This window comes from Shouchella tritolerans (assembly GCF_025770735.1).
GTDB lineage: Bacteria > Bacillota > Bacilli > Bacillales > Bacillaceae_D > Shouchella > Shouchella tritolerans.
This window is the reverse complement of sequence record NZ_JAODPB010000005.1, coordinates 43265-56303: the sequence shown is the minus strand read 5'-3', so window position 1 is coordinate 56303 and position 13039 is coordinate 43265. Positions and strand designations below refer to the sequence as shown.

General features: G+C 45.5%; 17 protein-coding genes, 4 tRNA genes and 1 riboswitch. Of the genes, 16 read left to right on the top strand and 5 right to left on the bottom strand.

What is annotated here, in order from left to right; translation table 11 throughout:
• Nucleotides 1-99 precede the first annotated feature (99 nt).
• The 4 genes from N6H06_RS16420 to N6H06_RS16405 all read left to right on the top strand — a co-directional run bounded on the left by N6H06_RS16420 (nt 100) and on the right by N6H06_RS16405 (nt 495).
• Nucleotides 100-170: transfer RNA gene (locus N6H06_RS16420), tRNA-Gly, on the top strand.
• A gap of 15 nt (nt 171-185) precedes the next feature.
• Nucleotides 186-259: transfer RNA gene (locus tag N6H06_RS16415), tRNA-Ile, on the top strand.
• Between the two features lie 34 nt (nt 260-293).
• Nucleotides 294-384 (top strand) — tRNA-Ser (locus N6H06_RS16410).
• 27 nt (nt 385-411) lie between these two features.
• Nucleotides 412-495 (top strand) — tRNA-Leu (locus tag N6H06_RS16405).
• Nucleotides 496-520: 25 nt separating this feature from the next.
• On the opposite strand, the gene yidD is transcribed toward N6H06_RS16405, so the two are convergent.
• Nucleotides 521-763 (bottom strand): membrane protein insertion efficiency factor YidD, encoded by a 243-nt coding sequence (yidD, locus tag N6H06_RS16400; RefSeq protein WP_062749409.1) that lies wholly within the window; start codon nt 761-763, stop codon nt 521-523.
• Nucleotides 764-956: 193 nt separating this feature from the next.
• On the opposite strand from yidD, the gene comGC reads away from it, so the two are divergent.
• The 7 genes from comGC to N6H06_RS16365 all read left to right on the top strand — a co-directional run bounded on the left by comGC (nt 957) and on the right by N6H06_RS16365 (nt 3489).
• Nucleotides 957-1268 (top strand): competence type IV pilus major pilin ComGC, encoded by a 312-nt coding sequence (gene comGC, locus N6H06_RS16395; protein WP_213028919.1) that lies wholly within the window; start codon nt 957-959, stop codon nt 1266-1268.
• Nucleotides 1246-1686 carry a competence type IV pilus minor pilin ComGD gene (gene comGD, locus N6H06_RS16390; RefSeq protein ID WP_062749405.1) on the top strand — a complete coding sequence of 147 codons (441 nt, stop codon included), beginning with the start codon at nt 1246-1248 and terminating at the stop codon, nt 1684-1686. The genes comGC and comGD overlap by 23 nt, the downstream gene beginning before the upstream one ends.
• Before the next feature lie 13 nt (nt 1687-1699).
• Entirely contained in the window at nt 1700-1963 is a 264-nt protein-coding gene (locus tag N6H06_RS16385) for a hypothetical protein (protein WP_062749403.1), read from the top strand.
• Nucleotides 1947-2387, top strand: coding sequence for a competence type IV pilus minor pilin ComGF (locus N6H06_RS16380; RefSeq protein WP_263707543.1), 441 nt, complete (start codon nt 1947-1949; stop codon nt 2385-2387). Before N6H06_RS16385 ends, N6H06_RS16380 begins: the two co-directional genes overlap by 17 nt.
• Nucleotides 2359-2736, top strand: coding sequence for a competence type IV pilus minor pilin ComGG (locus tag N6H06_RS16375; protein ID WP_263707542.1), 378 nt, complete (start codon nt 2359-2361; stop codon nt 2734-2736). The genes N6H06_RS16380 and N6H06_RS16375 overlap by 29 nt, the downstream gene beginning before the upstream one ends.
• A 52-nt stretch (nt 2737-2788) precedes the next feature.
• Nucleotides 2789-2983 (top strand): YqzE family protein, encoded by a 195-nt coding sequence (locus tag N6H06_RS16370; RefSeq protein WP_062749397.1) that lies wholly within the window; start codon nt 2789-2791, stop codon nt 2981-2983.
• A gap of 263 nt (nt 2984-3246) precedes the next feature.
• Nucleotides 3247-3489 (top strand): DUF2626 domain-containing protein, encoded by a 243-nt coding sequence (locus tag N6H06_RS16365; protein ID WP_011247343.1) that lies wholly within the window; start codon nt 3247-3249, stop codon nt 3487-3489.
• A 47-nt stretch (nt 3490-3536) separates the two neighbouring features.
• On the opposite strand, the gene N6H06_RS16360 is transcribed toward N6H06_RS16365, so the two are convergent.
• Nucleotides 3537-4166: an MBL fold metallo-hydrolase gene (locus N6H06_RS16360; RefSeq protein ID WP_212953965.1), complete on the bottom strand. Its 630-nt coding sequence runs from the start codon at nt 4164-4166 to the stop codon at nt 3537-3539.
• 139 nt (nt 4167-4305) lie between these two features.
• Here N6H06_RS16360 and N6H06_RS16355 point away from each other — a divergent pair, with 139 nt between their 5' ends.
• Nucleotides 4306-4491: a DUF2759 family protein gene (locus tag N6H06_RS16355; RefSeq protein WP_011247341.1), complete on the top strand. Its 186-nt coding sequence runs from the start codon at nt 4306-4308 to the stop codon at nt 4489-4491.
• Between the two features lie 63 nt (nt 4492-4554).
• Here the strand turns inward: N6H06_RS16355 and N6H06_RS16350 are convergent, their stop codons facing one another.
• The gene (locus N6H06_RS16350; RefSeq protein WP_062749393.1) at nt 4555-5352 is read right to left on the bottom strand and encodes a YqhG family protein; all 798 of its coding nucleotides are present in this window, start codon (nt 5350-5352) and stop codon (nt 4555-4557) included.
• Entirely contained in the window at nt 5339-7018 is a 1680-nt protein-coding gene (locus N6H06_RS16345) for a DEAD/DEAH box helicase (RefSeq protein WP_263707541.1), read from the bottom strand. Before N6H06_RS16345 ends, N6H06_RS16350 begins: the two co-directional genes overlap by 14 nt.
• 161 nt (nt 7019-7179) lie before the next feature.
• A riboswitch (glycine riboswitch) is annotated at nt 7180-7273 on the top strand.
• A gap of 325 nt (nt 7274-7598) precedes the next feature.
• Between N6H06_RS16345 and gcvT the strand changes: the two genes are divergently transcribed.
• From gcvT to gcvPB, 3 genes are read left to right on the top strand one after another with little or no spacing between them, the layout of a single operon-like run.
• Nucleotides 7599-8702 carry a glycine cleavage system aminomethyltransferase GcvT gene (gcvT, locus tag N6H06_RS16340; protein ID WP_263707540.1) on the top strand — a complete coding sequence of 368 codons (1104 nt, stop codon included), beginning with the start codon at nt 7599-7601 and terminating at the stop codon, nt 8700-8702.
• Nucleotides 8703-8713: 11 nt separating this feature from the next.
• Nucleotides 8714-10060 (top strand): aminomethyl-transferring glycine dehydrogenase subunit GcvPA, encoded by a 1347-nt coding sequence (gcvPA, locus tag N6H06_RS16335; RefSeq protein WP_263707538.1) that lies wholly within the window; start codon nt 8714-8716, stop codon nt 10058-10060.
• Entirely contained in the window at nt 10057-11532 is a 1476-nt protein-coding gene (gene gcvPB / locus N6H06_RS16330; protein WP_263707537.1) for an aminomethyl-transferring glycine dehydrogenase subunit GcvPB, read from the top strand. Before gcvPA ends, gcvPB begins: the two co-directional genes overlap by 4 nt.
• 46 nt (nt 11533-11578) lie before the next feature.
• On the opposite strand, the gene N6H06_RS16325 is transcribed toward gcvPB, so the two are convergent.
• Complete coding sequence (locus tag N6H06_RS16325) at nt 11579-11962, bottom strand: rhodanese-like domain-containing protein (RefSeq protein ID WP_062749385.1); 384 nt, start codon at nt 11960-11962, stop codon at nt 11579-11581.
• 175 nt (nt 11963-12137) lie between these two features.
• On the opposite strand from N6H06_RS16325, the gene N6H06_RS16320 reads away from it, so the two are divergent.
• Nucleotides 12138-12971: a lipoate--protein ligase family protein gene (locus tag N6H06_RS16320; protein ID WP_062749384.1), complete on the top strand. Its 834-nt coding sequence runs from the start codon at nt 12138-12140 to the stop codon at nt 12969-12971.
• Nucleotides 12972-13039: the final 68 nt, after the last annotated feature.

The window sequence follows — 13039 nt, the reverse complement described above, 5'->3', positions numbered from 1 at the left end:
TCCGAGTTGCCTCGACGCATCAACATCGCTGAATAAGCAAGCAGAGGAAGAGGCATGTTGTTCGGTGCTCCAAAAATGAGGATAGTAATTAGTAAATATGCGGGTGTAGTTTAGTGGTAAAACCTCAGCCTTCCAAGCTGATGATGTGAGTTCGATTCTCATCACCCGCTTTTCCTGTTTAGTAAGGGCCTGTAGCTCAGCTGGTTAGAGCGCACGCCTGATAAGCGTGAGGTCGGTGGTTCAAGTCCACTCAGGCCCATCACCTTACGGAAATGGGTTGGGCGCTTTCAATAGGAGAAGTACCCAAGTGGCTGAAGGGGCTCCCCTGCTAAGGGAGTAGGTCGCGTAAGCGGCGCGAGGGTTCAAATCCCTCCTTCTCCGCCATTTATACTACAATTGAGCTTTGATATTGCGGGTGTGGCGGAATTGGCAGACGCGCTAGAATCAGGCTCTAGTGTCTTAACGGACGTGGGGGTTCAAGTCCCTTCACCCGCATTTCAAAAACGCCTTAAGTATCTACTTAAGGCGTTTTTTTATGTTTAGCATGTTGACACTCAGGGACGGGATCAACGCCACCTGGATGAAAAGGATGGCATTTCAAAATTCGTTTAATGGCAAGGTAGCTCCCTTTAATGGCCCCGTGTGTTTCGATTGCTTCAATTCCATAGGCAGAGCAAGTTGGATAGAAGCGGCAGGATGGCGGGGTAAGCGGTGAAATAAACCGTTGATACAGACGGATGATTTGAATGAGGAGCTTGCGCATTTGTAACTTCCTTTCATTCTATATACTTAAAGTATAGCAAAAAATAGTGGGCAGAAACAGCGATTGGCAGTGGACAAAAATTTAGTCGTTTCGTGATGCAGGATTTTTACTGAATGTGTCTAATTGTATCGATAACTGGAAGCGAAAGGAGGGGCGCGTTTATTGGCAAATTCCTAATGGAGAGGTGTGAGTGATGATAAAAAGGCTTAAAGATGAAAAAGGGTTTACGCTGATTGAAATGCTTGTTGTGTTGATGATTATATCTGTACTCCTTTTAATTGCCTTGCCGAATATGACAAAAAATACCGACTTGGCTGGCGACAAAAGCTGTGATGCTACACGAAAACTCGTCCAGACACAAGTGTCAGCTTATGAAGTCGAACATGGGCAATTGCCTCGCTCCCTTGATACTCTTGTTCAAGAAGGGTATGTTGACCAAGTAACTTGTGCCTCAGGAAAAACACTCCGCTTAGAAGGAAAAAATGTTATTATCGTTTCGGGCTGATGATGGCTTTACGTTTATTGAATTACTCCTCACTGTATTGCTTCTCTCTGTATTGCTTCTCCTACCTACGTTTTATATTTCCCAAAACCAACCGATCAATGAAGAAAAAGCAGCCATGGCTAAACTCCGGGAAGACCTTGTTCTCGCTCAGCATATTGCGATGACGGAAGGAAAAAAAGTAACAGTATCATTTGAAGAAGACCAGTTAGTGGTATTTGCTGGCCAAAAAGAGCATAGCACGTTCCATTATCCACTAGTGCTTGAAATAGAAGCGGTGACAATGTCTATTAACGACGTCGTTTTCTTGGAAAATGGCCATCCGCAAAGGTCGGGTTCTTGGAATGTAGCGACTTCAAATGTTACAGCTAGGTTCAGCCTTCAGATCGGAAAGGGGCGTGTGTCTTATCGGGAATTGTAAGGGCTTTGTGTTAATGGAATCGTTAATTGGCTTAGGGTTATTGGCAACGGCCACTGCGTTTTTGGTGCCTCTTTATGCGTGGATCTACGATGCACGAAAAGATTTAGCTGATGAGATGACGATGCTCACCGCTCTTGAGGAAAAGCGCCATGCTTACTATTTCCAAAAGGGTAGCCAAGACTGGCAAGGTACGGCCTATGACGATATTTTGGTGTATTGTGAGGAAAGTGTGGTGAAGGCAAACGGCCAGCTGTGTGTATATGCGCTTAAAAAATGAGGGCGGTTTTACGATTATCGAGCATTTAATTGGCTTGCTTGTGCTGTCGGTTGTTGTATTCTGCTTGCCATCGCTATTGCAGCTAGCTGGTTACAGCGATTCCGGTGAACCGTTTGATGCACAGCCTTTTTTAAACCATGTGGCTAAAGAAGCCAAAGAAGCTGAACAAATCACTTGGAAGGACGACGCCTTATATATTTATAAGGATGGGGCAGCTGTGAGTTATGAGTGGCGGCAACAAAAACGAATACAACGGTTTCGAGATGGCAAGGGAGTGGTCATTATGGCAGAAGCAGTTGAACGGTTTGATTGCGAGAAAGCCGGCTATGGCTTAAGCTGTTCGATTACTTTTGAAAATGGGAAAATGATTACACGTTCGTTTTGGACGGCAAAGGATGTGGCTTTCTATTTTCATCAAAAATGAGCGAGGCGCTATTTTGCCACTAACATTGTTGACATTGCTTGCACTTGGCGGTTATTTTTCTTATCAATTGTTCCATTATGAACGGGAGCGGCTCTTTTATGAACAACAGCTCCATTTGCTGGAATTGGAAAATGCACTGCAATTGGCGGTTTTGGATATTCTTGCAAGCGAGGGGAATGAAACAGGAGACAAGCACTATCCGATGGGGACGGTGTCGGTTGGGCAGCAGGCTATGGAGGACAAGAACGTTTACGATCTTGAAGCCACTTTGAAGAACGGCGCTTCAAGAAAAGCGCGTTTGGCTGTCAATGCTGATAGGGAAATGGTTGCATATGAAGAAGGGTTTTAAATTTGTCTGAATGACGTGCAAACTGGTTACACTAAGAGTGAGGTGAAGCAAGGTGACATTCCAGGATTTGTTGAAGTATGCGACACAGGAAGCGGTGAAGCGAATGGAAAAGCCGAAAGCCATACGGCAAGAAGAGCGCAGCAAACGAAAGGCGGAAAAACAACCGCTTTCTAATTGGGCATTTGGTGTCTTGCCGATGGCCGTTTCAATCGCTAGGCGTCGTTTGAAAGAAGGGAGGCGCGGTTAGCGCCTGAGGTTGTCGACAAAGTTGACAAAAATCACTCTCAGACTGATAGAAAACGCTTGTCAGCCGAGGCGCGAAACTGAGTGACGATGCGAATAGAATAAAGGTTCATGAGCATCTGAACGAGGGGAGCAACGAAGGATGCGAGCGTTTGTCTACAGTCTGAGGCGCGGTTAGCGTGCTTCCTTCTAAGAAAGCATTTACAAAAAATCGGCTTAGCGTATATAATGAAAGAGATGATTGCTTAAAGAAGGAGGGCAAAGAGCATGGATCGCATGTTTCGGGTTTTAGGATTTTGGACGGGCATATTCGCGGTATTATTTTATATTGGGCATATGAATGAAATGGCTTTGCTGTTTTTTGCGCAAACCGTCATTTTGATTGCGCTAGGCTATTTAGGGCTGTCTGAGAGGGTGTATGTTTATATTTTTGCAGGCTATTGCACGTTGTTTTTTGTTGGTTTTACGTATTATTCCGTGTTTATCCTTGTTCCAAGTTTCGGACATTAACCTACATATGCAAAAACAGCTGCTTTACAATTGTAAAGCAGCTGTTTTTAATAGCCGTTCAGAAACGGGTTGTGGTCCATTTCTTGCCCAATCGTTGTCAGCGGCCCATGTCCAGAAGCGACGATGGTTTCTTCTGGAAGTGTCAGCAGTTTGTTGTGTATGCTTTGCAATAATAATTCGTGGTCGCCGCCGTAAAGGTCGGTTCGGCCAATTCCTTGTTGAAAGAGGGCATCGCCAGAAAAGACAATCTTTTCATCGGCAAAATAGTAAGACACGCTCCCTGGAGAATGGCCAGGCGTATGAAAAAGCTTGAAAGAAAAAGAGCCGACTTCCAGAGCGCCGTCGTTCTTGAGCAGGTGATCCGCAGGCGTTGTTTTAATGGGTACCCTTCCCATTCGTGCTGAACCATTTTTCACAGGATCTAAAAGCCATTGCTTTTCTGCTTCATGAAGATAGACAGGACAGGCAAATGCTTGTCTGACTTCTTCTAGTGCGCCAATGTGGTCAAAATGGGCATGTGTAAGCAAAATCGCCTGTGGTGTTAACTTTTGTTCACGTAACCAGTTGACGAATGCAGCTCCGTCGCCGCCTGGGTCAAACAGAACGGCCTCTTTCTCTTCGTTGTAGAGGACATAGGCATTTGTTTGTAAAGGGCCAAGGGGAATTTGTGTATACATGTCTGCCTCCTAGCATTTTCTTTATGGTTCTACGATACATGGTAAAAACGTGATTCTGCAAGGAAGGCGACTCGACAAATGGCATGAAAACGGGTACAATAAAAACGACCATACATACTAGTAAATGGAGGCTTTCGCTATGGTTTTAGCCATCTTGTTTCTCTTAATCGCCATTCTGTCTGTCTTTGGCGGAATTGTGAGCGTAAAAAGGAAAAATTTCTTTGCTGCTGGCTTTAGTGGCGTGGCTGTTATCGTATTTGGATTTTTTTCAATTGCAACATTGTACGCGATTATTTTTCAAGGCACTGGCGTACCTCTCGAATAAGAACGTACAAAACAGAAGCCCATTTCCGTCCTATTCGGAAATGGGCTTCTAGCATGGACGTGATTAATGGAACATTTGTTGATGTAAATAAAAAATGCCGCCATTGACGAGAGAAACGTTGATTCTCGGTTCATATAGTTCTTTTAATGCTTGTTTCTCAGCGGCATAACTTTCAGGTTTGTCTTCCTCTTGCTCATAAAAAGCTTCAAGCAATGCATCATCGCTTTCCCAACGCTCCATTGCCGATTTCGCCCAATCTTTTGGTTCTTGCTCAGCAAACGTACGAATCATTTTTTGCAGGCGCTTCATTCCTGACTCGACGCGAATCATTGGTGACAATGTAAAACAATAATCTGGGATCTTGGGCGTGAGCGCTAAAGACTCAAGCCTTTCAAAAAACTGTGGCACAATTTGTCCATGGATGAGGTTTAAGCCAAGCGAAAGCAAGACATCTTTTTTGCGGTCGCATTGAAACGCCACGTTGGCATTCATGCAAAGCCACGGATGCAAAGGATGGGAGCTTTGTCCTACAGGCTGTTTTTGTTCATACATACGGACGAATGCACCAAGTTTTTTGGCCGACTGGAAAATTTGTGCTAACCGGACTGAACCAAAATGAACCGGTTCGCCTTTAATGCCTTCTGGACAGCGGTTGTTGTCGGTAATGAGCGTTAACGTCATCGGATTTGGTACGCCACCTGTCTTTTCTAAATAATGCCAGTAAAAAGGACGGTTCATCAGCTCTTTATCCAGCTCAACTGAGAGCTGGACTTTCAGGTGACTTGGTGATTCTTCTAGAATCGGACTGTCATTTGCAAGAAAGTAGCGGCGCAAGTATTGATGGATATCAGGCGGTCTCATGGTCGTCGTCCTCCTTTCCTTTTTCAGCGCGGATTTCGGCTTGTGCATCCGTCATAATGGCAGCTAAGTGATCAAATTTAATTTTCATTTCACCGTCTGAAGTAGACTGAGCCATGACGGATTGAACGTACTCTTCTATTTCAGGTAGATCAATTCTTGCTAAAATGTCATCTAATTCACCGATCACGGATTCAAACAAATGGATTTTTTCGTAGAGAAGTTCAAGAATATGTTGTTCAACTGTATGTTGGACAGCAAAATTGTAAATGCGTACATCATGCTCTTGACCTAGGCGATGCAAGCGGCCGATCCGTTGTTCGACACGCATAGGATTCCAAGGCAAGTCATAGTTGATAATATGGTGGCAAAATTGAAGGTTGATTCCTTCTCCCCCTGCCTCAGTAGCGATCAGCACTTGAGCATGTTTTTGGAATAGCTCCCGCATCCAGTCTTTTTTGCCACGTTTGAACCCACCGCGAAAGGGCACGCTTGTAATGCCGTGTTGTTTTAGAAACCATTGCAAGTACAGTTGGGTGGCGCGGTATTCGGTAAATATGATGACTTTGTCATCGATTGTTTGAATCAATTCGAGTGCTTTTTCGGCCTTGGCGTGGCCTTCAACCGCTGTCGCTTCGTTGAGCAGTTCGACAAGTGCCCCTGTCTCTTTCCCATCTTGTTCGTATTTGTCGATCATGTTTTTCAGCGTAACAAATACAGCTTCGCGGCTAGAGCACAACTCTCGCTTTAACGTCAGCAATGTAAAATGGTTGATCGTGCCGTTTAACGATTCAAGCTTTTCATAAAAGTTCCGTTCACTTTGGCTAAATGTAATCGGCACCGTATTAACCACTCGTTTGGTCCATTCAATCCCTGTTTCCTCCCGGCGGTTGCGAACCATTACTTTTTGCATGAGTGCACGGAGCTGTTCATCATTTTTAGCGGAACGGTTATTGGCGCGGTATTGCTGTTTAAAGCTCTCGATATTGCCAAGGTGGCCGGGCTTTAGTAAAGACACTAAATTAAAAATTTCCTCAAGCTTGTTTTGCACAGGCGTTGCTGTTAACAGCAGGCAAAACTTCTTTTTCAACAAACGGATAAACTCGTAGTTTTTTGTTTTTGGGTTTTTTAGTTTATGGGCTTCGTCGATAATGACCATATCATATGGCTGGGCGAGCACAATTTCACGGTGCGGCTGGCGTTTTGCTGTGTCAATCGAGGCGACAACAACATCACATTGCTCCCATACATATGCTTTTTTTTGCGGAATCGCAGGAATGTAAAATTTGCTGTTTAGCTCGATCGCCCATTGTGACACGAGTGAAGCTGGAACTAAAATAAGCGCTTTTTTGACAAGGCCGCGAATCATATACTCTTTTAAAATAAGACCAGCTTCAATCGTTTTCCCTAATCCGACTTCGTCTGCGAGAATCGCTTTGCCATTCATTTTTTCGATCACGGTTTGCGCGGCTTCAAGCTGGTGCTCATAAGGTTGTAAAGCAGGCAAATAACGGGGCGCAAGCAATCCTTGAAAGTCAGGGATTTGCTCGTGTTGCTCTGCTTCATATGCGAGTTTGAACGTTTCAAAGTTAGACCATGGCCCGTCGTCGGCCAAACGTTGTAAGAACCGAATATTCCAACTGTCGTCGAAGTTAATGTTAATATCCAAGTCGGTCACATCCTTTATTTCTTGGAAATTGCCGCTGTATTTTTCAAAAAATCTGTTGCGAAACGGACGATCCGTTGATAGGATAAGAAGTGAACATGTCGTCTGTTTAGTATGTACATATTCCAATCATTTGATTCGGCAAACGCAACTGAATAAAGCGGATGATGGTAAAGGGAGAGACTGGGCATTAACGCCCAGCGCCGAAGGAGCAAGCATTTTGCGAATCTCTCAGGCAAAGAAGACTTTTACTTGACGCATCTCTGGAGAGCGCTTTTTATAAGCCACCTACGAAGACAATTCGGCTTTTGGCCGAGGGAAACTTTCTGGTTCAAGGACAGGGCATACACAGTTTGTGTTTGCCGTGTCCTTTTTTCGTCCATTGAGGGGACTTACACGCTTGTCAGGCGAGGGAGAGAGTCGTTCATGAGCAGCGGCCCGTGAAACATCGTTTCGAATAATATGTCAGAAGCCAACGACACGTTTGCGAGCGACTGTCTACAGTCTGAGAACTGCCAGCAACAAACGTACCCTTATATGGCGAGACTCAATGGCATGGATTAAAAATCGAGGAGGGTTCTTTATGGAGAATAAGCTGTTGCGAACACCGCTTTATGAACTTTACGATCAGGCAGGAGCCAAAACGGTTGATTTTGGAGGCTGGGAATTGCCCGTTTCCTTTTCAGGAATTAAAAAAGAGCATCACGCCGTCCGGAACGCTGCTGGGCTTTTTGATGTTTCCCATATGGGAGAATTGCTTGTGGAAGGGCCTGATGCGTTAAACAGTTTGCAAGCACTAGTAACGAACGACTTGTCGAAATTGCAAGATAACCAAGCCCAATACAATGCAATGTGCACGGAATCAGGGGGAACAGTTGATGATTTAATTGTTTACCGCCGCAATCAAAATGCGTATTTGCTTGTGCTCAATGCTGCCAACATTCAATCAGATATTGAATGGATTCGCGCCCATGTCTCGGAGCAAGTGACCCTTACCGACATTTCAAATGAAACGGCTTTGCTAGCGGTCCAAGGCCCGAAAGCAATAGCGGTTTTGCAGACGTTGACGGATGAGCCTCTGTCTGAGATACGCCCGTTTCGCTTTAAAGAGAACGTTATGTTCGCATCGATACCTGTGTTAGCTTCCAGGACAGGCTACACAGGCGAAGATGGCTTCGAGCTTTACGTAAAGGCAGACGATGCGGCTGAACTTTGGCGCGCGATTTTAGCAGCCGGCGAACCGTTTGGCCTTCTGCCATGTGGGTTAGGAGCCCGTGATACGTTGCGATTTGAAGCGCGGTTGCCATTATACGGGCAGGAGCTGACAAAAGACATTAGCCCAATTGAGGCTGGCATCGGTTTCGCCGTTAAGACTGATAAACAGGCTGCTTTCATTGGCCAACAAGCGCTTAAAAAGCAAAAAGAACAAGGGCCGAGCCGCAAGCTAGTCGGAATTGAAATGGTGGATCGGGGAATTCCAAGGACTGGTTACCGTGTCTTTTATCAAGGGCAGGACGTCGGCTTTGTCACGAGCGGTACGCAATCGCCAACGCTTGGCAAAAATGTCGGCCTCGTACTTGCCAAAGCCGATGCAGCGGCTATTGATACTGAACTTGAAGTAGAAGTACGAGGCAAACGCCTCCGTGCTCGAGTCGTAAAAACGCCGTTTTACAAGCGTACGAATTAGGAGGGGGAACTGTGAATACACACCGCTATTTGCCGATGACAGAGGAAGATAAAAAAGAAATGCTTGCTACAATCGGCGTTGATTCGATTGAGGCGTTGTTTGCCGATATTCCAGAGTCGACCCGTTTTAAAGGCAAACTTGCTATAGAGGCAGCGTTGAAAGAGCCAGAATTAATCGCTCATTTTCAAAAGCTTGCTGATGAAAACCAATCGATTAAAGCGTACACTTCCTTTTTAGGGGCAGGAGTTTACGAGCATTATGTCCCGTCAATTGTTGACCATGTGATTTCTAGGTCTGAATTTTACACAGCATATACGCCGTATCAACCGGAAATTTCCCAAGGTGAGTTGCAAGCCATTTTTGAATTTCAAACAATGATTTGCGAACTAACAGGCATGGATATTGCCAACTCTTCCATGTACGATGGGCCTACTGCGCTTGCTGAAGCAGCGATGTTATCGTGTGGGCATACAAAAAAGAAGACGATTCTTGTTTCAAAAGCTGTCCATCCAGAGGCACGTGCGGTTTTGCAAACGAATGCGTACGGGCAACGTTTGAATGTCATTGAAATTGACGCTGATGCGAATGTGACTGATATCGAGTCATTAAAGGCGGCTTACAATGAAGAGGTTGCTTGTGTCATTGTCCAACACCCTAACTTTTATGGCAGCCTTGAACCTCTTGCTGAAATCGAGGAAATTGTCCACCAAGGCAAAGCTCAATTTGTTGTTTCCAGCAACCCGCTTGCCCTTGGCGTCCTAAAGCCTCCTGGCGACTTTGGGGCGGACATCGTGGTTGGCGATGCACAACCGTTTGGGATTCCGGTTCAGTTTGGGGGACCTCATTGCGGCTATTTTGCGACAACGAAAAAATTAATGCGTAAAATCCCTGGAAGGCTCGTAGGGCAAACCGTCGACGAAGAAGGGCGGAGAGGTTTTGTTCTGACGTTACAAGCGCGTGAACAGCATATTCGCCGTGAGAAAGCAACCTCTAATATTTGTTCGAACCAGGCGCTTAATGCATTGGCTGCATCTGTTGCGATGACTGCCCTTGGCAAGCAAGGTGTCAAAGAAATGGCAAAACAAAATATCCAAAAAAGCGCTTATTTAAAAAAGCAGCTTGCTCTTGCAGGCGTTGACGTAGTCGGTGACGGGCCAACATTTAATGAATTTGTCATCAACTGCGGACAGCCTGTCAAAGACGTAAATCGCAAATTGCTGGAAAAAGGCATGATCGGTGGTTTTGATCTCGGCAGTGTCGAGCCAGAACGGAACGGGCAAATGCTCGTTTGCGTGACAGAACTGCGCACAAAAGAAGAGTTGGATCTCTTCGCGAACGAAATGGGGGCGCTTCTATGACACAAGCAAAAGACGTTGCATTGATTTTTGAATTAAGCAAACAAGGACGCGTTGGCCATAGTTTGCCTGACTTGGATATTGAAGAGCAGCCGCTTGAATCACTGCTTCCTGAAGCTTATGTACGTGAGGAAGAGCCTGAGCTCCCGGAAGTGTCGGAGTTGCAAATTATGCGCCATTACACCGCTTTATCAAAACGGAACCATGGGGTTGACTCTGGTTTTTACCCACTTGGTTCGTGCACAATGAAGTACAATCCGAAAATTAATGAAGACATTGCCCGCTTGCCTGGTTTGGTGCATGTCCATCCTTACCAGCCGGAAGAGCAAGTACAAGGGTCGCTAAGCATGCTGTATTCGTTGCAAACAGCACTTGCGGAAATTACAGGCATGGATGAAGTGACATTGCAGCCCGCTGCAGGAGCCCATGGTGAATGGACAGGGTTAATGATGATCCGCGCTTATCATGAGGCGAATGGCGATAAGAAGCGTACGAAAGTGGTCGTTCCCGATTCAGCTCATGGGACGAACCCAGCTTCGGCGACTGTGGCTGGTTTTGAATCAGTGACAGTGCGTACCAATGAAGCGGGACTTGTCGATTTAGACCATTTACGTGAAGTAGTCAATGAGGAAACGGCCGCTCTTATGCTGACCAATCCGAATACGCTCGGTTTATTTGAAGCAGACATACAGGAAATGGCCGATATCATTCATCGTGCGGGAGGAAAACTATATTATGATGGCGCCAACTCCAATGCGATACTAGGCATCGCTAGACCAGGGGATATGGGTTTTGATGTAGTTCATTTGAATTTGCATAAGACATTTACAGGCCCACATGGCGGCGGTGGTCCAGGCTCAGGACCAGTCGGCGTCAAAAAAGAACTGGTTCCCTTTTTGCCTAAGCCAGTGTTAGTCAACGACGGCGGCTTTTTCCGCTTCGATGCCGATCGACCACAATCGATTGGCCGCGTAAAACCGTATTATGGGAATTATGGCATTAACTTGCGCGCCTACACGTATATTCGCACAATGGGTCCAGACGGATTGCGGCAAGTCTCTGAAAATGCTGTGTTAAATGCCAACTACATGATGCGCCGGCTAGAGCCCTATTATGATTTGCCGTATACGCAACATTGTAAGCATGAATTTGTCCTATCGGGCAAACGCCAGAAAAAACTTGGTGTACGGACGCTTGATATAGCGAAACGACTTCTTGATTTTGGCTACCATCCGCCTACCATCTATTTTCCGATTAACGTCGAAGAATGTATGATGATTGAGCCGACTGAAACGGAATCAAAAGAGACGCTGGATGAGTTCATTGAAGCGATGATCCAAATTGCCAAAGAGGCAGAGGAATCGCCGGAAATTGTCCAAGAAGCGCCACACCATACGGTCATTAAGCGCTTAGATGAAACACTTGCAGCGCGCAAACCGATTTTGCGTTATGAAAAGAAAAAAGAAACGGTCTAAAATGAGAAAGCAGCCGAGGCGCAAGGCGCCCGGCTGCTTTTTTCAATTATTTCTTTTTGACTTTGCCTGTCCAGTTGCGGAAGCCGCCTTTTAAATAAGAAATGTCTTGGACGCCCCGCTTTTTCCGCAGCAATTTTGCCGCTTGTTTGCTTCGTGTGCCCGATTGGCAATACAGATAGACAGGCTGGTCTTGGCGGATTTCGTTTAACCGCTGGCGTATTTGTGAAAGCGGAATATTACGCGCTCCTAAAATATGGCCACCCTCATATTCACGTGTTTCTCGTACGTCAATTAGCTGCGCTTTGCGGTAGCCTTTAATAAATTCATCTTGGCTCAATGTCTTCAAATACTTCGGTTTGTAAAAGCGAGATGCAATAAAAACGATGAGCACAACTGTGAGGACAATAAGAATGATTGTTTGTGCATCCATAATATGAGGCTAGATTCTCCTTTTGCAATATCAACTATTATTATTATAAGCGTGGGCCTCATTTTTTTCAATGATTGTAGCAGTAGCAGAAATGGCTTTGACGCTTACAGAGAAATCCTCAGTTTGGTAAACTAATAGAGGAATGTAGAAGACACTAGGAAAAGGAAGCGATTCTATGAGTGAAATATGGCGCTTTATCGATTCAAAAAAACAAGGGCCCGCTTATAATATGGCCCTTGACGAGGCGCTGCTGAATTGGCACAGCAAAGGAAAAATCCCCCCGACTATTCGTTTTTATGGCTGGGAGCCAGCAACGCTGTCAATTGGTTATTTTCAGCGTGTCGCCAAAGAAATTCGAATGGAAGCTGTTAGAGAAAAACAGCTCGGCTTTGTCCGTCGCCCTACGGGAGGGCGCGGCGTGTTGCATGAACATGAATTAACGTATAGCGTGATTGTGTCAGAAGCCCACCCTGCTATGCCAAAAACGGTTACGGAAGCATACCGCGTCATTTCTACAGGGTTGCTTGAAGGATTTAAAGCATTGGGTCTCAATGCTTACTTTGCTGTTCCTGACAGCGAAAAAGAGAGGGAGGCATTAAAGAAGCCAAGGTCTGCGGTTTGTTTTGACGCCCCATCCTATTATGAATTAGTCGTGGAGGGGAAAAAAATAGCCGGGAGTGCGCAAACGCGGCAAAAAGGCGTGATTTTGCAGCATGGCTCGATTCTTCTAGATATAGACGAAGATAAATTGTTTGATTTATTCCAGTATCGAAGCGACCGGTTGAGGGAGCGGATGCAGCGCGCTTTTTCGCAAAAAGCCGTTGCGATTAATGCCCTTAGAAAAGAGCCTGTCACATTAGACGAAGCAAGCCGGGCGTTTAAACAAGGGTTCGAGAAAGGACTAGGCATTCAATTGGTCCCTTATCAGTTAAGTGAATCGGAAGAAAAGGAAGTCCAATCGTTAGCGAAAAGCCGTTATGAGAGCGATGAATGGAACTTCCGCCGTTAGTTCGCTACTTGAATGGCCGAATTGGGCTATGCTAAGATAAACGTTGACTCTTTTGAAAGCCTGGTGGA